Source organism: Marinobacter sp. C1S70, assembly GCF_000475355.1.
Taxonomy (GTDB): domain Bacteria; phylum Pseudomonadota; class Gammaproteobacteria; order Pseudomonadales; family Oleiphilaceae; genus Marinobacter; species Marinobacter nauticus.
On sequence record NZ_AXBW01000028.1, the window covers coordinates 97,305 to 116,120 of the forward strand.

Genomic DNA, 18,816 nt, shown 5'->3' on the forward strand with positions numbered 1-18,816 from the left:
GCCTGATTACATCTCCTCTGGGGCGCTTACGCCAAGCAGGTCCAGGCCGTTGGCAATTACCTGGCGCACGGCCAGGTAAAGGCTGACTCTGGCGTCCCGCAGGCCGGTATCTTCAATCAGCACCTTGTGGGCGTTGTAGTAAGTGTGGAACTGGCCGGCCAGCTCACGAAGGTAATGGGTGAGGTGGTGCGGCTCGCGCTGGGCGGCGGAGTTGGCAATCAGTTCCGGGTATTTCGCCAGCTGATTGGCCAGTTCCTTCTCTTCATCCAGGGTCAGCAGGCTCAGGTCGCCGACGCATTCGTTCATGCCGCGCTGCACGCCCTCTGCGGCCAGCTTACGCATTACACTGCAAATCCGGGCATGGGCATACTGGATGTAATACACCGGGTTTTCATTGGTCTGGGAGCGCGCCAGGTCGATATCGAAGGTCAACTGTGAATCCACGCGACGTGCCGCCAGGAAGAAGCGGGTGGCATCGCGGCCCACTTCGTCGATCAGATCTCGCACGGTGACGTAGCTGCCGGCGCGCTTGGAGATTTTTACTTCCTGGCCGGAGCGGGTCACCATCACCATCTGGTGCAGAACGTAATCCGGCCAACCCTGTGGAATATCTGCCTTCAGGGCCTGCAGGCCCGCGCGAACGCGGGTTACGGTGGAGTGGTGGTCGGCACCCTGCTCGTTAATCACGGTGGTAAAACCGCGCTGCCACTTGTCCAGGTGGTAAGCGACATCTGGCAGGAAGTAGGTGTAGCCGCCGTCTTTCTTGCGCATCACCCGGTCTTTGTCGTCGCCGAACTCGGTGGTTTTCAGCCACATGGCGCCGTCCTGCTCATAGGTGTAACCGTTGGCCTTGAGGCGCTCGACGGTGGCTTCCACCTTGCCATCCTCGTACAGAGAGGATTCCAGGAAATACACATCGAACTGAACCCCAAAGGCTTTCAGGTCCAGGTCCTGCTCACGGCGTAGGTAGGCGACGGCGAATTCCCGGATGGCATCCCGGTCTTCCGGATCTGCTTTTGCGGTTACCTCGCGGTCGTCGGCCACCACGGTTTCGCCAGCGAGGTAGGCGTTCGCCACATCGATGATGTAATCGCCCCGGTAGCCATCTTCCGGCCAGCTTTCATCTTCCGGCGTCAGGCCCTTAACGCGGGACTGCACCGAGAGGGCCAGGTTGTTGATCTGGGCTCCGGCGTCGTTGTAGTAAAACTCCCGGGTGACGTCGTAACCGTTGGCTTCCAGCAAGCGGCACAGGCAATCGCCAATGGCGGCGCCCCGTCCGTGACCCACGTGCAGAGGGCCGGTGGGGTTGGCAGACACAAACTCTACCTGAACCTTCTCGCCTTTACCGGAGTTGTTGCGGCCGAACTGCTGCGCTTCGTCCAGGATGGTGTTCACAATGCCGAAGGCGCTGGCAGTGCTCATGAAAAAATTGATAAACCCCGGCCCGGCAATCTCCACTTTCTCTACGGCAGAACTCTCTGGCAATGCCACCACCAGAGCTTCGGCCAGCTTGCGAGGTGGGCAGCCGGCGGCTTTGGAGGCCACCAGGGCAATATTACAGGCATAGTCCCCGTGGGACTTGTCTTTGGTGTTGCCCACCTGAGGAGTGAAGCTCTGGTCTGCCGGCAGTGTGCCGTCAGATTGCAGGGTCGCCAGTGCAGACTGGAGAAGCTCGGATACGGTCTCTTTCATGCTGTCGAATGACTCGGTTTGCAGAAGAATGGGTGTCAGGGCAGGGCGCCCGTTGAAAATAGAAGGGGCGTATTATCGCGGAAAGTTGGTGTGTAAGCAAAAAGCCCGGCGCTCGGGCCGGGCTTTTGTTTTTCGCTTTCGAAGCTTTAGTCTGGGTTCGAACAAACACTGGCGGTGCCAAACTTGCTCTCAGTCCCCAAAGACGGTGAATTATCTATGTTGGTTAAGTCCTCAGCTGAACAAGAAAGCGTGTATTTTGTTGTGGAGGACGCCTCAGAGCCATCAACTTTGGTAGTGGCCCTCAGAGTAACATCCGTCCAAGCGCAGCTGTTTTGCGGGTATACTACATAGAAGGTTGCCATACCACTTTCATCAGTTGTAACGACCTTGCTGTTGAGCGTCGCTTCATTGCTTGGCTCTAGCGTTCCGTTGCCATTGATGTCCTCTCCTGACTCCAATATCGAGTTCTTGTTGGCGTCCTCGGCATCGCAAGTCACCACTCTTATTGGCGCCCAAATATCTGGGGTACCGTCACCATCTGTATCCACACGCTCGAACGATCCTTTGCCATATGAATGGGCCAGAATGCTTAGCTGTACCTCATTGTTTGCTACTGGGGCACCGCTTGAATCTGTTACAAAGACACTCCACTCTTTACGGTAAGTAGCGGAGCTGAGTTCCTCGAGCTCATTACCAGTGCCCGCTACAATACGCCCTGGTTTATCGTTTACGCTTAATGAAACAACCTGGGTTTCGGGCAATAAGTCCTGGTTTGAGACTTCAATTTCTACACCCTGATCACCCGAGCCAGTTGTACCAGCTGTAAAAACAGCTGACGCCTGCCCAAGCAAGTTGGTCTTTACGATTGATGGTTGGATTGAACCTGAGCTGGGATCGCTCTTTCTCTTAAATTCAACATATTGGTTTGCAACCGGGTTGCCGTTGACGTCAAAGAGTTTCGCCGTAATTTCTGTGCTCTCCCCTGTTGCTAGAAGTGTTCTGTTTGCTTCAGCGATAAGTTCAAATGGAGTAGTCGCGACGAAATTTACGACTCTTCGGGCGGTAAGCTCATTTTCTCCGCTCGTTGCAATTGCAGTAATGGTTGCTTTGCCTGCTATGTCCGAAGTAATGCTGGTTTGTGCGCTACCGGAAGAGGTGATTGGTTGGGAGTCGGTTAGAGTGCCGAGATCGGTGGTGAAGGTGACAGTCTCCCCGTCTGTTATCGGCAAGCCGTCTTTGGTCCAATCAAGACTTATTGTTTCAGTGTCACCAATGTCAATCGTTGACTCGGCTGTCGGCGATGTAATCTGGAATACTTCAGAGGCAACAGTAAGATTTAGAGAGGCTGAAACTTGGCTCTCACCATCAAAAGCTGAGACGGTGATTGTCTCGCTGCCTGTTGCTTGCGGGGTAACAGTGAATTCGTAGAGCCCAGCGCTCGTGGTTGTGCCTCCGGCAGTAACGCCAGCTACTGTGGCGATCGAGGGTGTGCTCACGTTGATAGGTTGGCCCTGAATGCCGTCACCCTCGGAGTTCGTAAGTCTTGCTGTGTAGTTGTAGGGCTCAGAAGCATCGCTTGATAGGGTTGTCGGTCCGCTTAGCGACAGAGAGGTTCCGACCGCATTGATGGTGAGTGAACCTGTTGCTTCTCCGGCTGACGCTGTAACTCTTACGGTTCGGTTTTTGGATTCTTGATCGAGGCTGATCAGTTTGGTGGTTGTTCTTCCAGATTCATCTGTTGGTGGGGTGTTGCTCGAGATGGTGAAAGATTCTGGCTGATCAACAGTAAAATTGACAGCTGTCTCTGACTGGGCGACGCCTTGATTGTTGCGATAATAAGCAATTAGTTCCAGTTCGGAGTTTGGTGCGGTGCCAATCTGAGTGCTGTCGGATAGGAGGGAGATAATTCCGCCTGTATCACCATCTTCAGGTGTGTCGGTACTCCCTGAATCCGTGTTTCCGCCAGTATCAGTGCCACCCTGGTCTTGGTTGTCGGTAATGCCGCCCAGAGGGGTTGAGCTGTCGTCGCCCCCACAAGCAGCTAACACAAAAGCCAGCGACAACGCTGACGCACGCGCAAGGAATTTCCCTGACATCTTCTTATCTCCAGTTTTCGTTTACAGCAAAAGCCTTTTCGCTGCGCATTCCCGGCACGAGAACCGCAACCTCAGGTTTCATTCTAGGTTTGTTGGTTATATGGCTGAAAATCATAGCACAGTCAATTCAAACGAAATGCTTATGGATTGGGAATTCTGAAAAAGATTGTAACGAATTGCAGGATGAGCGCTATGTCACATTCTAGAGTGTGGGGCATTACCCGGTCTCCTGCGGATCCACATCCACAATCCATTTAGTGCTCGCTGGCAGCTTGCTCTGATCCAGGTGCTGGCAAATGTGACTAAGCAAGTGGTTGAGCCGGTGCCGGCTGTCGCTGACCAGTATCAGTTGGGCCCGGTGCCGGTCGGCTTTACGTGCAATTACCGCCGGTAGCGGCCCCCAGGTTTCTATGCCTTGCGCGGCCGTCATCGGTTTAATGGTGTCCAGCAGGTGCAGGCTGGCCTGCATGGTGTCGGCTTCCGCGCGGAGTATGGCCATGGCACGGAATGGTGGAAGGGCGCCGGTTTGGCGTTCGGCCAGAAGCTGGTCTGCCAGGGCGGCGTAGTTGCCCTTACAGAGAGATTTCAATAGCGGGTGGTCGCTATGACAGGTCTGAATCAGCACTTTGCCGGGTTTTTCGCCCCGGCCAGCGCGGCCGCTGACTTGCAAAAGCGTCTGTACCATCTGTTCCGGCGCCCGAAAATCGACACTAAACAGACCGCCATCGGCATTGACGGCGGCAACCAGCGTCACGTTCGGAAAGTCGTGGCCCTTGGCCAGCATCTGGGTGCCCACCAGAATGCAGGGTTCACCGCTGTTCACCTTTGCCAGTATGCTCTGGATGCTCCCTTTGCGCTGGGTGCTGTCCCTGTCTACCCGGACAATCGGTGTATCGGGAAATTGTTCGGCCAGGGTTTCTTCTGTGCGCTCGGTGCCCTGGCCTACGGGTTTGAAATTTTCGCTCCGGCATTTGGGGCAGGTGTGGCTCGCGGCCATCTGGAAGTCGCAGTGATGGCAGCGCATGGCTCTGTCCCGGCGATGGTAGGTCAGCCGGGTATCGCAGCGCGGGCATTCCTCCATGTGGCCGCAATCGAAGCACATCATGATGGGGGCGAATCCCCGCCGGTTCACAAATACCAGTGCCTGTTCACCTCGTGCCAGTGTTTCCTTTATTGCGTTCAGGGTGGGTCGCGAAAGGCCGGCCTCCAGTGGCCGGCTGCGGATGTCGAGCAAGACTACTTCCGGCGGCAGGGCGTTACCGGCGCGTTGTTCGAGCCGAATCAGGTGGTATTTGCCTTGCCTGGCGTTGTGCCAGGATTCCAGTGATGGCGTTGCTGAACCCAGGATGACGGGGCACTCATTGAGGTGTGCACGGTATACCGCGACGTCCCGGCCCGAGTAGCGAAACCCTTCGCCCTGCTTGTAGGAGCTGTCGTGTTCTTCGTCCACAACAATGGCGCGAAGATTCGTGAACGGCAGCAAGACGGCGGAGCGGGTGCCAATCAGAATAACCGGTTCCCCATTTCGGATTCTCAGCCAGGTAGCCAGGCGTTCGCTGTCGTTCAGGGCTGAGTGCCAGGCCACAATCCGGTGGCTGAAATAACGCCGGAAGCGGGCGAGGGTCTGGGGTGTGAGGTTGATTTCCGGAACCAGAACCAGAGCTTGCTCGTCGGCCTGCAGTTGTCGTTTCAGGAAATGGAGATACAGCTCAGTCTTGCCACTGCCGGTGATGCCGTAGAGAAGTGTGGCGCTGAAGCGATCAGTGACCGGCGGTAACTCTTTTGCTGCTGCCAGCTGGGCTGGTGAGAGTTCTGGCCCTTCTGTTGTGCCAGCGGTTTTACTGCAGGCCGGACGTTGTGGGTCGGTCAGTTCGATGAGACCTTTATCGTGAAGGCTTTTGATCTGAGGACGGTTGAAGCCGACTTTAACCAGCTCGCCGGTCGATATGCCGGGGGCGCTCTGGACGGCTTCCAGCAAGGCTTTCTGACGATGAGCGTTGGCCGGCAGTTGGGCGATGTTTTGGGTGGCTCGCCAGTGTTCATCCTGTTTTTGCTGTGACGGCCGCCCTCTGCGTAATGCGGGGGGCAGAGCGGTGAACAGGCACTCACCCAAGGGGTGCTGATAGTAGTCACTGGCCCAGCTAAGGAGCCGGAAAGTGGCTTGGGGTAAGGCGAGCCAAGGCTCCTGCACTTCCAGGATTGGCTTGAGGGTAATGCCGTCTGGTGGAACCACGCCGGTTTCCACCACAAGGCCGGTCAGGATTTGCCTGCCAAAGGGTACTTTTACGCGTTGCCCGGGTGAGACTGTCATGGTCTCCGGGATTCGGTAATCAAAGAGTCGCCGGAGCGGGCGATTCAGGGCGATGCGAGCGGTTGAGGGCCGTGTCACGGTAACTGCGTATCCTGAAAGCGGGCAAAAGTAGGCTGGTTGCATGGTATCCGGACTGTTCCGGATGGCCAAGATACTTGCCTGTGGTCGGGTTTGTCAGTAAGATTCGCGGTCTGTTTCTGGCCGGGCTTGATTGTGCACGGTCTTTTCAATTGATTCAAACATGCGGTGCCTGGCACCTGGGCAGCCAAAATGCCCCGTGATCAGGTAGCGGCATGACCTAAAGAGGTTCGCCATGAAAGAAGGTATTCACCCGAAGTACGAAGACATCACCGCTACCTGTTCCTGCGGTAATGTGATCAAGACCCGCTCTACCATCGGCCACGATCTGCAGCTGGACGTATGCTCCCAGTGCCACCCGTTCTACACCGGCAAGCAGAAGGTTATGGACACCGGTGGTCGTATCGATCGCTTCCAGAAGCGTTTCGGCAGCCGTATCGGTGGCAAGAAAGACTGATCCGCACCGGGATGTTGAAAAAAGCGCCTTCGGGCGCTTTTTTTGTGCGCCAATGAAAAATAAAAGTTGCTATATACGCAAAATGCACTATTGACTGTTCACAAAATATTCGATTTCGGCTTGTCGTTTCGGGTCGGGCGCGCCATAATGGCGCGCTCCGTTGGGCGAGCTCCAGCGGGATTTACCTTTAAACGTGACAAACGGAACAGTGGCAATGTCTCAAGATCTGAAAGAAGCAGCCCTTGAATATCACGCCAAACCGCGGCCGGGTAAGCTGAGTGTTGAAATCACGAAGCCGACCCAGACTTCCCGCGACCTCTCCCTGGCGTACAGCCCCGGGGTTGCCGAACCGGTCCGCGAGATCGCGAAGGACCCCGAGAACGCTTACAAATACACAGCCAAGGGTAACCTGGTCGCCGTGATCTCTGACGGTACCGCTATCCTGGGTCTGGGTAATCTCGGCCCTCTGGCGAGCAAGCCGGTTATGGAAGGCAAGGGCGTACTGTTCAAGCGCTTTGCCGGAATTGACGTCTTCGACATCGAGGTTAATTCCGAAAGCCCGCAAGCGTTTATTGAAACTGTTGAGCGTATCGCCGATACCTTCGGTGGTATCAACCTCGAAGACATCAAGGCACCGGAGTGCTTCGAGATTGAGCGTGCGCTGATTGAAAAGTGTAACGTGCCCATCTTCCACGATGACCAGCATGGTACCGCTATCGTAACTGCGGCCGGCATGATCAATGCCCTTGAGCTGCAGGGCAAGAAAATTGAAGAGGCAAAGGTGGTATGTCTGGGCGCCGGTGCGGCCGCCATTGCCTGCATGAAGTTGCTGATCAGCTGCGGTATGCGCTCTGAGAACATCTTCATGCTCGACCGTAAGGGTGTGATCCACTCTGGTCGTGATGATCTGAACCAGTACAAGGCGATGTTCGCCAACGATACCGACAAGCGCACTCTGGATGACGCCATCGACGGCGCAGACGTGTTCTTGGGTCTGTCCGGCCCGGATCTTCTGTCTGCCGAGCAGTTGGCGAAAATGGCACCGAACCCGGTGGTGTTTGCCTGTTCCAACCCGGATCCGGAAATCAGCCCGGAAGTGGCTCTGGCCACCCGCGATGATCTGATCATGGCGACCGGTCGCTCTGACTACCCGAACCAGGTGAACAACGTGCTTGGCTTCCCGTTCATTTTCCGTGGTGCACTGGATGTACGTGCGACCGCTATCAACGAGGAAATGAAGGTTGCCGCGGTTAATGCGATCCGTGAACTGGCCAAAGAGCCGGTGCCGCAGGAAATCTGTGAAGCCTACGGTGTTGATGCGTTTGAATTTGGTAAGGAATACATTATTCCGAAGCCGATGGACGTTCGCTTGCTGGAAGTGGTACCGGCCGCTGTGGCCCGTGCTGCGGTAGATTCCGGTGTTGCGCGCAATCCGTACCCTGCGCATTACCCGCTGAAGTCTATGGACGACATCATCTGATCGGGATGTAGTCTGGCTTCAAAAAAAACCGGCGGAGATCCCGCCGGTTTTTTTGTGCTTACTGGCTGGGGGGCTGCGGCAGATCAGAAGATCTGCCGCGACAGGTCGTCTCCGCTACCGTTGTCGCCATTTTTCCCGATGCTCTCGGCTGGCAGAGGGGCGGGCGCGTCTTCTTCCTTGAATATCTCGAACACAGCTTCTTCGCCGGGGCGGGCTCGTTCGCCGGTTTCCGGGTTGATGCGGATATTCACGATGCCATTGGGTCTGGGCATGGTGGCTGCTGGCTGGTCGGCCAGTGCTACTTTCATATAGTCGACCCAGATGGGAAGCGCGGTACTGGCGCCAAACTCGCCGCGACCCAGAGGGGCGGGTTGGTCGAAGCCGACCCAGACCGTGGTTGCAATGTCGTGATTGAAGCCCGCGAACCAGGTGTCTTTCTGCTCGTTGGTTGTACCGGTTTTGCCGGCAATGTCACTGCGGTTCAGGGCCAGAGCGCGGCGTCCTGTCCCTCTGCGAACCACGTCCTGCATCATGGAATGCATGATGTAGATGGATCGTTCGTCGGCCAGGCGTTGCATGATCCGTGGTTCGGTTGTGTTTTCCTCGGCTGCGGAGGCTGGCAGTGTCATGCCTTCAATTTCGGGTGGTTGCTCCGGATTTTCCTGTTGGGTATCGACTGTCGGTGCGGATGAGGCTTCGCAATCCTCATCGCACAATAGGGTGTCCGGGGCTTCATAGACCACGGTGCCGTCCCATTCCTCGATTCGCTCAATCAGGTAAGGCTGTACGTCGTAACCGCCATTGGCTATCACCGCAAAGCCTCTTGCCAGCTCCATGGGTGTCAGCAGGCCGCTGCCCAGAGAGAGTGAGAGGTTAGAGGGCATATTTTCAGTCGGGAGTTTGAGTTGCTCCAGATAGCTGAGGGTGGTGTTTATGCCAAGGTCTCTCAGTAGGCGGATGGAAACCAGGTTACGGGATCGGTAAAGGCCTTCGCGCAATGTGGTTGGTCCGTAGAACTGGCCTGATGAGTTCTGTGGTCGCCATGCGGTTTCAAGTTCCGAGTCTTCGAACACAATCGGGGCGTCGTTGTAGATGGTCGCCGGTGTTCGGCCGTTTTCCAGCGCGGAAAGGTACAGGAACGGCTTGAACGTTGAGCCTGGTTGGCGGCTGGCCTGGGTGGCGCGATTGTACTTGCTCTGGTTAAAGCTGTAGCCGCCCGCCAAAGCTTCAATGGCGCCGGTTTTGGCTTTCAGGGAGATAAGTGCGCCCTCGATTCGGGGTGCTTGCGCCAGGGAAACCCGCAGTTCGGTGACAGCCTGCGTGGATGCGCTCTCGCTGCCAGGTTCTGCCTCAGAGTCTTTAATCTGTGGCAGTTGGTCAACTTTTACATAGATGACCTCCCCGGGGTTGACCACATCCGAAGGTTTTTCTGGTTCGGGGCCGGTGATGCTTTCGGTTCGGAATCGGCGTGCCCAGGTCATGGTGTCAAATGGCATAACGCCCGGGCCCAGGCGCCGTGCGTGCACTCTCACTTCATCTTTTTCGTCATCTATGGATGTCACAACGGCTGGTACCAGTGCTTCAACTCGCGGGTAATTCTGCATCTGGTTTGACAGTTCGGCCGGTGTCAGCCCTTCAATATCAAACTGTCCGATGGGGCCCCGGAATCCGTGCCGGCGGTCATAGGCTTCGAGGCCTGCTCTCAATGCCTCGGTGGCAGTTTGTTGCTTGGTGCTGTCGACCGTCAGGGTCACGCTGTAACCGTCGGTGTAGGCATTCTCCCCGTAGCGGCGAACCATTTCTGCCCGGGCCATTTCGGCCACGTAGTCGGCGTCCACTTCGGCATCCCGGGTGTTATAGCTGGCGGTCAGGGGTGCTTTGGTGGCCAGAGACCAGGCGTCTTCGGTGATGTAGCCAAGGTCTTTCATTCTGCCGAGTATCCAGTTGCGGCGAATCAGGGCTCGTTCCGGGTTTGCCAGAGGGTTGTAGGCAGAGGGGGCCTTTGGCAAGCCGGCGAGCATTGCCATCTGTGCCAGTGACAGTTCTGTCACCGGTTTGTCGTAGTAAACCTGGGCGGCGGCGGCGATTCCATATGCACGGTTGCCGAGGTAGATCTTGTTCAGGTAGAGCTCAAGAATCCGGTTTTTATCCAGTTCACGTTCAATCTGAAGAGCCAGCAGTATCTCGTTGAACTTTCGGATGAAGGTCCGGTCGCGTGACAAAAAGTAATTTTTTGCAACCTGCATGGTGATGGTGCTGCCGCCAGACTGGATTTCTCCGGTGGTGATCAGTTCCACTGCAGCCCGCGTCAGGCCTTTAATGTCGACTCCGAAGTGCTCGTAAAAACGCGCGTCTTCTGCGGCCAGGAAGGCTTGTAACTGAATTGTAGGGATCTGTTCTATTGTGATCGGTGCCCTTCTCTTTTCACCGAATTCTGCTATTAATCTGTTGTCTTTGCTATACACCCGTAAAGGCGTCTGAAGCCGGACATCCAGCAATTGCTCAACCGGTGGCAGATTGGGCCGAAGATAAAGATACAGGCTTGAGGAAATAATAATGGCGACACTCAGGCCGGTGAGAAAGAACCAGGCAAAAACGCGAGATGTACGCAACAAATGAGACATTTTTTTCTGACAACTGTTGGATATAGGTCTATTATTTGAGAAATTGCTTTAGGAAGGTTCGGTCGCCTCGCCGTCTGCAATGTCTCCCGAAATTCGAGAGCTTGCATTGTAGACGGAATAAATAAGAAATTCTCTTACATAAAAAACACATAGAACGCCTCTGAAATGATCGCCTTAACAGGGAGTGGTTCAGGGGTTCCAACGCCGGGTGCATTTAACCAGGTATAGGGTGAGCGCGTGTTCGGATTACCAGGAAAAAAATCCAGTGCCGTCCTTGGAGTGGATGTAAGCTCCAGTTCGGTCAAGCTGCTAGAGCTGTCAAAACATGGCGATCGATATAAGGTCGAGAGCTATGCGGTAGAGCCGTTGCCGGCCAATGCAGTTGTTGAAAAAAATATCACAGACGTCGAAGCGGTTGGGGAAGTGCTCAAGCGTGTCGCGTCCAAGTCACGCACCAGTGTGAAACAGGTGGCTGTTGCTGTTTCCGGCTCGGCGGTGATCACCAAGGTTATCCAGATGGATGGTGGTCTCAACGAGTTTGAAATGGAAGACCAGATCGCGCTGGAAGCTGATCAGTACATTCCTTACCCCCTTGATGAAGTAGCAATCGATTTTGAAGTCCAGGGCCCCTCCGAATCCAACCCGGATCAGGTGGATGTGCTGCTGGCGGCCTGCCGTAAGGAAAACGTCGATATCCGCGAAGACGCCCTGGAAATTGCAGGGCTGACAACCAGGATTGTCGATGTGGAAGCCTACGCCCTGGAGCGAGCCTACAGCCTGATTGAGCCTCAGCTTGACTCCCAGGGAGAAGAGTTGGTGGTTGCCATCGTTGATATCGGTGCAACCATGACAACTCTTAGTGTGCTGGCAGAGGGTAAGACGGTATATACCCGTGAGCAGATCTTTGGCGGAAAACAGCTGACTGAAGAAATTCAGCGTCGTTATGGCCTGTCGCTCGAAGAGGCTGGTCTGGCCAAGAAACAGGGTGGTTTGCCGGACGACTACAACGAGGAAGTTCTGACTCCGTTCCGGGAAGCGGTTGTTCAGCAAGTGGCGCGGGCGCTGCAGTTTTTCTTCGGCGCCAGTCAGTACAATGCGGTGGATTACGTAGTGCTTGCCGGTGGAACAGCGTCGATTCAGGGGCTCACGGAAATGGTGGAAGAGAAAACCGGAACGCCAACCCTGGTGGCCAATCCGTTTGCCAACATGGCGGTGGGTTCCCGGGTCAACGCCTCTGCGCTCAGCAATGATGCCCCCTCGTTGATGATTGCCTGCGGTCTGGCAATGAGGAGTTTCGACTGATGGCAAAAATTAACCTCAGGCCCTGGCGGGAAGAGCTTCGCGCCGAGAAGCAGAAACAGTTTGTTGTGATGATACTGGGCGCCGTGATTATCGCCGGTGGCCTGGCTTTCCTCTGGAAATCGGACATGGACAACCGGATTGCCTATCAGCAATCCCGTAATGCCTACATTGAGACTGCAACCAAGGAACTGGACAAGCAGATCAAGGAGATTGAAAACCTGAAGCGTCAGCGCGATGAATTGCTGGCACGCATGCAGGTGATTCAGGATCTTCAGGGCAAGCGGCCGGTGATTGTTCGGGTGTTCGATGAATTGGTGAGGACCCTTCCTGACGGGCTGTACTACACCGATCTCAAGAAAACCGGTGAGAGACTGGATATTGTGGGGATGGCAGAGTCCAACAGCCGAATTTCGAATCTGATGCGTCAGTTTGAAGATTCCGAATGGTTTGCCAATCCCAATCTGACCAATGTGGCTGCAGCAGACAGCGCCCGCTCTGGCTACAGCCAGTTCAATCTCTCTGTCCAGCAGCGGACGCCTGAGCCCGAAGGGGAGGATAACTGATGAGCCTCGCGGACTCTCTGAAAAGTCTTAATGAATTTGATATCAATGATCTTGATATCAACAATGCCGGCATCTGGCCTGCCCCGATAAAGGCTATTGTGGCGTTAATTGTCTTCGGCCTGATACTTGGTGGTGGTTACTGGTTCTTTATCAAGGATCAGTATGCCCAGCTTGATCGGGTGGAGCAGCAGGAGCAGGAGCTCAAGCAGCGTTATGAGCAAAAGGCCTATCAGGTGGCGAACCTGGATGTATTCAAGGCCCAGATGGAAGAAATGGAAGAAACCTTTGGAGCCCTGGTGCGTCAGCTGCCCAGTGAGACCGAGGTGCCGGGCCTGCTGGAAGATATCACCAATACGGCGTTAGGGAGTGGTTTGGCGCTTCAGGAAGTCAAACTTCAGCCGGAGCAGCAGCGAGACTTCTACTCCGAACTACCGATTAATATTCGGGTATCCGGTTCATATCACGAGCTGGCCTCTTTCGTTAGCAGCGTAGCGAGCCTGCCGCGTATCGTGACGCTGCATGATTTAACCATCAAACCAATTGGCGGAGACGGAGACCAGCTGGACATGCAGGTGGTTGCCCGTACTTACCGCTACCGGGCTGGAGAATGAGCATGACAGGAAAGCATGCGGGAAAGGCCTGGCTGGGTGTGTGTCTGGCGTCTTTGCTGACGGCTTGTTCCCAGGGAAACGGTTTCTCGGATCTCGACAAGTTCATGGCAGATACCCGAGCCAAGCCTCGGGGGCACGTGGAACCTTTGCCGGAGTTCAAGGCTTATGAAGCCTTCAGTTATTCGGCATCTGATCGCCGGGCGCCTTTTGAGCCGCCGGTGGATGTCCAGCTTACGATGGTTGATGAGCAACCGGTCAGTGACATAGAGCCGGACCTGGATCGCCCGCGCGAGGTGCTTGAGAATTTTGATCTCAAGTCTCTGGCCATGGTGGGCACACTCCAGGGTGTTGAGGGCAATCTTTTCGCTCTGGTACGGGACAATACCGGTGGTATTCATCGGGTTCGCACCGGCAATTACATGGGCCAGAACTATGGTCGTATTGTTGGGGTCAGTGAGACCCGCATTGAACTGATTGAAATCGTTCCGAACGGTCGGGGTGGTTGGGTGGAACGCCCGCGCTCCCTGTCTTTGGATGAAGGCTGAGGAGCGGTAAGGCTATGAATTCAGAAAACATTTATGAACAAACAGGTTTAGGGTCGAGGCTAGCGATGTTCAAAAAACTCAATGTCTGCATAGGCGTGATTGCCATCGGGTTATGGAGCGGCCTGGCCAGTGCGGTCACGCTTCAGGACTTGTCGTTTTCGTCGCTGCCAGGGGAGCGGCTGGAAGTCACCATGCAGTTTGACGGCACGCCGCCGGAACCTTCGGGCTACACCATAGAGCGGCCTGCCCGGATTGCAGTGGATCTTAAAGATACCACCAGCGCACTGAATCAGCGCAGCATCCAGTTGGGTACAGGTAATGCCCAGAGCGTGACGGTGGTCGAAACCAAGGATCGCACCCGGCTGATTTTTAACCTGGTTGAACTGGTGCCGCACGATACTGTACGTACCAATAACTCGCTGGTAATGACCATTGGCGGTGAGTCCGATAAGGTCGCCGCAACTTCTCAGCCTGCCCAGCGCACGGCAGCCACTCCGTCCGCATCGTCGAATGCGCTGGCCGGCGTTGATTTCCGTCGTGGTAAAGAGGGCGAGGGTCGGGTGATCGTCGATCTGGGTAGCAATACCGCGACCGTTAACCTGAACGAAGTGAGTGGCCGCATTCGGTTGACCATGCCGGATCTTCAGGTACCGGCCGATTTGCGTCGCCGGCTGGATGTCACTGATTTTGCCACACCGGTCAATCGCATAGACACATTTGTTGAAGAAGGAAACGCCGTTGTCGAAATTCGGCCACAAGGCGACTACGACTACATCGCCTACCAATCAGGCCGGGAGTTTACCGTCAGTGTTGAGGCGCTGACCCAGGAAGAGGCCGAAGCCCGGCGGGAAGAGAAGTTCCCGTATACCGGGGAGAAACTCTCCCTGAACTTCCAGGATATTGAGGTTCGTTCTGTGCTCCAGCTGATTGCTGATTTCACGGGCCTTAACCTGGTTGCCAGTGACACAGTGGGTGGCAGTATTACGCTGCGTCTGCAGAATGTTCCCTGGGATCAGGCGCTGGACCTGATTCTCAAGACAAAGGGTTTGGACAAGCGCCAGATTGGCAACGTACTTTTGGTTGCGCCCGCTGAAGAAATTGCGGCCCGTGAAAAACTTGAGCTTGAGACGACTAAGCAGATTGCTGAGTTGGCGCCGGTGCGGCTGGATATTGTGCAGGTGAACTATGCTAAGGCAGCAGATATTGTATCTCTGATCCAGGCGGATGAGGAGCTGATCTCCTCCCGCGGCTTTGTGTCGTCTGATGCCAGAACGAATACCATTAGTATTCGTGAAACGGCGGAGAAGCTTGAGGAGATCCGTCGGCTGGTATCCACCTGGGATGTTCCTGTTCGCCAGGTATCCATCGAAGCAAGAATCGTACGGGCGCAAACCAGCGTCGCCGAAAACCTGGGTGTACGCTGGGGTGGAGCTGCGTATAACGTCGACGGGGATGATGTGATCAGCATCGGGGGTTCTCTAGGCACTCTGCAAGAGGCCAGAGATGCAGCATCTGGAGGTAGTAACACTATTTCATTCCCCGGAGCATTGGGTGTAGATCTTGGTGTAAGTGGTGAGGGGGCTTCTTCGTTCGCCATCGGTTGGGGTAGTGATGATTTCCTGGTGGACCTGGAGCTTTCAGCACTTGAAAGCGACGGCAGAGCGGAAGTTGTGTCTCAGCCGCGAGTTGTAACTGCGGATCGCCAGAGTGCCTCCATCAAGTCGGGTGAGGAGATTCCCTATCAGGAGGCGACATCCAGCGGTGCCACCAACGTTGAATTTAAAGAGGCGGTTCTGTCTCTCGAGGTGACCCCGCAAATTACTCCTGACGACAAGATCATTATGGATCTTGTGGTGAATCAGGACTCTCGTGGTGAGGTAACTGCAGGGATCCCGTCTATTAATACGAACTCAGTTACCACCCAGGTTCTGGTTGCTAATGGTGAAACGGTGGTTCTGGGCGGTATCTTCCAGTCAGAGGTTGCCACTCAGACTACGAAAACACCGTTCCTGGGAGATATCCCTTATCTCGGTCGTCTGTTCAAGCGCACTGAGCAAATTGATGAGCGCAGCGAGCTGTTGATCTTCATTACACCAAAGATCATCAAGAACGACATACTGCAGTAAGCTTGCTGCAATCTAAAAACCGCCGGTAACCCCGGCGGTTTTTTCGTTCAGGGCTGGTTCACCGGTTCCGAGCCGCTTATGGATTGCCGGTCCTTATGCTATTCTCACCCGCCTGAAACCTGTTGAGCGGAAATTATGTCTTTGCCCAAACGTGTTGTTCTGGTTGGGCCCATGGGGGCTGGAAAAAGTACCATTGGCCGATTGCTGGCCAAGGAGCTCGGCTATCGATTCCTGGATTCGGACCGGATTATCGAAGAGCGTTGTGGTGCCAATATTCCCTGGATCTTCGATGTTGAAGGTGAGGACGGTTTTCGTCAGCGTGAAACCGCCATGCTCGACGAGTTGTCTAACGAGATGGGCACGGTGCTGGCGACCGGAGGCGGTGCCGTCATGCGTGCTGAAAATCGCGGATTACTGAAAAAGAACTCGGTGGTGATTTACCTCAAAACGTCCATCGACCAACAGGTTGAGCGTACCCGTAAGGACCGAAATCGACCATTGTTGCAGAACGACGATCCGGAAGGCGTATTGCGCCGGCTGTTTGCGATTCGGGATCCGCTCTATACCGAGTTGGCAGATATTGTTATGTTTACCGATCGCAAAAGCCCGCGTCTTGTGGTTCGGCAACTGGTCAACCGTATCAATCCTAAAACGCCCCGCCACAGAAGGCAGCGGCGGAAAGAGGGCAGGCATAATGCACAAGGTACTTCGAGAGCTGAAGGTTGAGCTTGGGGAGCGTAGCTATCCGATCATTATCGGACAGGGGTTGCTGGGCTCGTTTGACCTGACACCCTGGGTGGCAGGCCAGCAGGTTATGATCGTTACCAACGATACCGTCGGCCCGCTGTATCTTGAGAAGGTGAAAGACGGTTTTCCCGGGAAAACCGTCGACGTGGTTACCTTGCCCGATGGCGAAAAGTACAAGGACTGGCAGACCCTCAACCTGATTTTTGATGCTCTTCTGGAGAAACGTCATACTCGAAAAACGACACTCGTTGCTCTGGGCGGTGGTGTTGTTGGTGATATGGCAGGTTTCGCGGCGGCCTGTTACCAGCGTGGTGTTTCCTTCATTCAGGTGCCGACCACGCTGCTTTCCCAGGTTGACTCTTCTGTCGGGGGGAAGACAGGGATCAACCATCCGCTTGGCAAAAACATGATTGGTGCCTTTCATCAGCCGCAGGCGGTGCTGATCGACACCGACAGCTTGCAAACACTCCCGGAGAGGGAGGTGTCGGCAGGTCTGGCGGAGGTGATCAAGTATGGTTTGATTCGGGATGAGTCGTTTCTAGCCTGGCTTGAGGCATCGATGGAGAGCCTGTTGCGGCTGGATGCGGAGGCATTGGGTGAAGCTATCTATCGTTCCTGTGTCTGCAAGGCAGAGGTTGTTGCGCTCGACGAACGAGAGGGTGGGTTACGTGCAATCCTCAATCTTGGTCATACCTTTGGTCATGCCATTGAGACCTTCGCCGGCTACGGCAACTGGTTGCACGGCGAAGCCGTGGGTGCCGGTATGATGATGGCCGCTGATCTTTCAGTGAGAGAAGGGCTGATCTCTGCGGATGACCGGGCCCGGGCTGTTGCTCTGATTCGGCGGGCCCGCTTGCCCGAGCAGGCACCGGATGATATGACACCTGAAGACTTCATGAGCTTGATGTCGGTAGACAAGAAGAATGTGGATGGTCGGCTGCGGTTGGTTCTCCTGAAAGCGATAGGTGATGCCTTTATCACCGAGAATGCGTCTGTCGGGAACATTCGTGATACCTTGAGGGCATTCCTGCCGCAGGCAGGCTGATGGGCTCTGAGTTTCAGAAACAGGGACGACGTGTGGCTCAAGAATCCTTGAACAGTACTGATGGCGGGGGACTTTTCCCCCGGCTACAGCAGCGATACAGCCTGCGCGACAATCCCCTTGAGATGGAAACGCCATTTTATCCAGATGCCATGCGTCAGCATGCTCTGGAAACGTTGCGCCATCTTTGTGGGTTCGGGGATATGGTGCTGGTTCTAACTGGTGCGCCGGGGTCCGGTAAGACCCGGGTATTGGCAGAGTTGGTGCGCAGCGAGTCCTCAAGGCTTGATTTTCACCGAATTCCCGCTTCCGCGCTCACCAGTCGCCAGGCGCTCGCGCGCTATCTGAAACAGCTGGCGAAATCCGGGATACCGGCAGACTCTGAGGCCAGAGAGGCGGTTTATCGTTATTTCCGCTGGTCTGAATCCGGCATCCGCCGAGGTCACCGGCAAGTGCTGCTGATTGACGATGCAGAACGGGTTGAGTCGGATGTTCTGAATCTTCTGGTAGCAGGCTTTGTGGCATCGGAGCGGTCTGTTTCTGCCGTTCCGATTCTGGCCGGCACCGAGCAGGTTTGGAGCCAGTTGGAAGATCGTCCGGATTCCGCTTATGCGCATCACCTGAACCTGCCTCCGTTAAGCCGCGAAGACATCAAGGCTTATCTCGAACCCAGGGTTCACCGGGCGGGTGGTTCTCAGGCTGAGCTGCTGTCGACCTCCCGGCTGAAAAAGCTGGAGGTATTGAGTCAGGGTAGCTTTGGTCGACTCAAACGTGTTGCGCCGGGTGTTTGGCTGGACATGGTGCCGTCTTCGGCAACGCCCTCTTCAAAGGCTGGCTTTACGGTTGCGCATTTGCGGTGGCCTGCGCTGGGGCTGCTATTGCTGGCGGCATCCTGGTGGTTTGTTTCCCAGCAATACGAGAGCACGGTTCAGCGACAGGCTGGCGCCGAGGTTGAGCCTGAGCCAGTCCGTAAGAGCATTACCATTGGTCCGGGTGCTGAGGAGCCTGAACCGGAAATGGCGCCTTTGATTGCGCCTGCGGACGAGGGTGAGTTTGGCGTTCCGGGCGAGACCAATGCTACTTCAGATTTGACACAGCCTCTGCCTGAAACAGAGATTGTCCCAGAGCCAGAGCCAGAGCCA

14 protein-coding genes are annotated in these 18,816 nt (G+C 55.4%); 10 read left to right on the plus strand and 4 right to left on the minus strand.

The window, feature by feature from the left end; genetic code table 11:
- Positions 1–6 precede the first annotated feature (6 nt).
- From argS to Q669_RS09660, 3 genes are all read right to left on the minus strand, one after another.
- Entirely contained in the window at positions 7–1,692 is a 1,686-nt protein-coding gene (gene argS / locus Q669_RS09650) for an arginine--tRNA ligase (RefSeq protein ID WP_022992072.1), read from the minus strand.
- Between the two features lie 146 nt (positions 1,693–1,838).
- Positions 1,839–3,788, minus strand: a complete 1,950-nt coding sequence (locus tag Q669_RS09655) for an Ig-like domain-containing protein (protein WP_022992073.1) — start codon at positions 3,786–3,788, stop codon at positions 1,839–1,841.
- 217 nt (positions 3,789–4,005) lie between these two features.
- A complete protein-coding gene (locus Q669_RS09660) occupies positions 4,006–6,222 on the minus strand; it encodes a primosomal protein N' (protein ID WP_052000797.1) in 2,217 nt (738 codons plus the stop codon).
- 190 nt (positions 6,223–6,412) lie between these two features.
- Here Q669_RS09660 and rpmE point away from each other — a divergent pair, with 190 nt between their 5' ends.
- Both rpmE and Q669_RS09670 read left to right on the plus strand, forming a co-directional pair.
- Positions 6,413–6,634, plus strand: a complete 222-nt coding sequence (gene rpmE, locus Q669_RS09665) for a 50S ribosomal protein L31 (protein WP_014420566.1) — start codon at positions 6,413–6,415, stop codon at positions 6,632–6,634.
- A gap of 214 nt (positions 6,635–6,848) precedes the next feature.
- Entirely contained in the window at positions 6,849–8,114 is a 1,266-nt protein-coding gene (locus Q669_RS09670; protein ID WP_022992075.1) for a malic enzyme-like NAD(P)-binding protein, read from the plus strand.
- Between the two features lie 83 nt (positions 8,115–8,197).
- On the opposite strand, the gene Q669_RS09675 is transcribed toward Q669_RS09670, so the two are convergent.
- Entirely contained in the window at positions 8,198–10,738 is a 2,541-nt protein-coding gene (locus Q669_RS09675) for a penicillin-binding protein 1A (protein WP_022992076.1), read from the minus strand.
- A gap of 237 nt (positions 10,739–10,975) precedes the next feature.
- Between Q669_RS09675 and Q669_RS09680 the strand changes: the two genes are divergently transcribed.
- The 8 genes from Q669_RS09680 to Q669_RS09715 all read left to right on the plus strand — a co-directional run.
- Entirely contained in the window at positions 10,976–12,040 is a 1,065-nt protein-coding gene (locus Q669_RS09680) for a pilus assembly protein PilM (RefSeq protein ID WP_036149326.1), read from the plus strand.
- Complete coding sequence (locus Q669_RS09685) at positions 12,040–12,603, plus strand: PilN domain-containing protein (RefSeq protein WP_022992078.1); 564 nt, start codon at positions 12,040–12,042, stop codon at positions 12,601–12,603. The genes Q669_RS09680 and Q669_RS09685 overlap by 1 nt, the downstream gene beginning before the upstream one ends.
- Entirely contained in the window at positions 12,603–13,214 is a 612-nt protein-coding gene (locus Q669_RS09690) for a type 4a pilus biogenesis protein PilO (RefSeq protein ID WP_022992079.1), read from the plus strand. Before Q669_RS09685 ends, Q669_RS09690 begins: the two co-directional genes overlap by 1 nt.
- A 2-nt stretch (positions 13,215–13,216) precedes the next feature.
- Positions 13,217–13,759, plus strand: coding sequence for a pilus assembly protein PilP (locus Q669_RS09695; protein ID WP_022992080.1), 543 nt, complete (start codon positions 13,217–13,219; stop codon positions 13,757–13,759).
- A gap of 65 nt (positions 13,760–13,824) precedes the next feature.
- Complete coding sequence (gene pilQ, locus Q669_RS09700) at positions 13,825–15,885, plus strand: type IV pilus secretin PilQ family protein (protein WP_022992081.1); 2,061 nt, start codon at positions 13,825–13,827, stop codon at positions 15,883–15,885.
- A gap of 135 nt (positions 15,886–16,020) precedes the next feature.
- Positions 16,021–16,611, plus strand: a complete 591-nt coding sequence (gene aroK / locus Q669_RS09705; protein WP_022992082.1) for a shikimate kinase AroK — start codon at positions 16,021–16,023, stop codon at positions 16,609–16,611.
- Positions 16,580–17,677, plus strand: coding sequence for a 3-dehydroquinate synthase (gene aroB, locus Q669_RS09710; RefSeq protein ID WP_022992083.1), 1,098 nt, complete (start codon positions 16,580–16,582; stop codon positions 17,675–17,677). Before aroK ends, aroB begins: the two co-directional genes overlap by 32 nt.
- Before the next feature lie 32 nt (positions 17,678–17,709).
- The coding region (locus Q669_RS09715) for an ATP-binding protein (protein ID WP_036149345.1) at positions 17,710–18,816 on the plus strand (1,107 nt) is incomplete at its 3' end.

Excerpts from the sequence above, each read along its gene's own strand:
- argS (WP_022992072.1), bottom strand. The coding sequence starts at position 1,692 with ATGAAAGAGACCGTATCCGAGCTTCTCCAGTCTGCACTGGCGACCCTG.
- Q669_RS09655 (WP_022992073.1), bottom strand. The coding sequence starts at position 3,788 with ATGTCAGGGAAATTCCTTGCGCGTGCGTCAGCGTTGTCGCTGGCTTTT.
- Q669_RS09660 (WP_052000797.1), bottom strand. The coding sequence starts at position 6,222 with ATGCAACCAGCCTACTTTTGCCCGCTTTCAGGATACGCAGTTACCGTG.
- rpmE (WP_014420566.1), top strand. The coding sequence starts at position 6,413 with ATGAAAGAAGGTATTCACCCGAAGTACGAAGACATCACCGCTACCTGT.
- Q669_RS09670 (WP_022992075.1), top strand. The coding sequence starts at position 6,849 with ATGTCTCAAGATCTGAAAGAAGCAGCCCTTGAATATCACGCCAAACCG.
- Q669_RS09675 (WP_022992076.1), bottom strand. The coding sequence starts at position 10,738 with ATGTCTCATTTGTTGCGTACATCTCGCGTTTTTGCCTGGTTCTTTCTC.
- Q669_RS09685 (WP_022992078.1), top strand. The coding sequence starts at position 12,040 with ATGGCAAAAATTAACCTCAGGCCCTGGCGGGAAGAGCTTCGCGCCGAG.
- Q669_RS09690 (WP_022992079.1), top strand. The coding sequence starts at position 12,603 with ATGAGCCTCGCGGACTCTCTGAAAAGTCTTAATGAATTTGATATCAAT.
- Q669_RS09695 (WP_022992080.1), top strand. The coding sequence starts at position 13,217 with ATGACAGGAAAGCATGCGGGAAAGGCCTGGCTGGGTGTGTGTCTGGCG.
- pilQ (WP_022992081.1), top strand. The coding sequence starts at position 13,825 with ATGTTCAAAAAACTCAATGTCTGCATAGGCGTGATTGCCATCGGGTTA.
- aroK (WP_022992082.1), top strand. The coding sequence starts at position 16,021 with ATGTCTTTGCCCAAACGTGTTGTTCTGGTTGGGCCCATGGGGGCTGGA.
- aroB (WP_022992083.1), top strand. The coding sequence starts at position 16,580 with ATGCACAAGGTACTTCGAGAGCTGAAGGTTGAGCTTGGGGAGCGTAGC.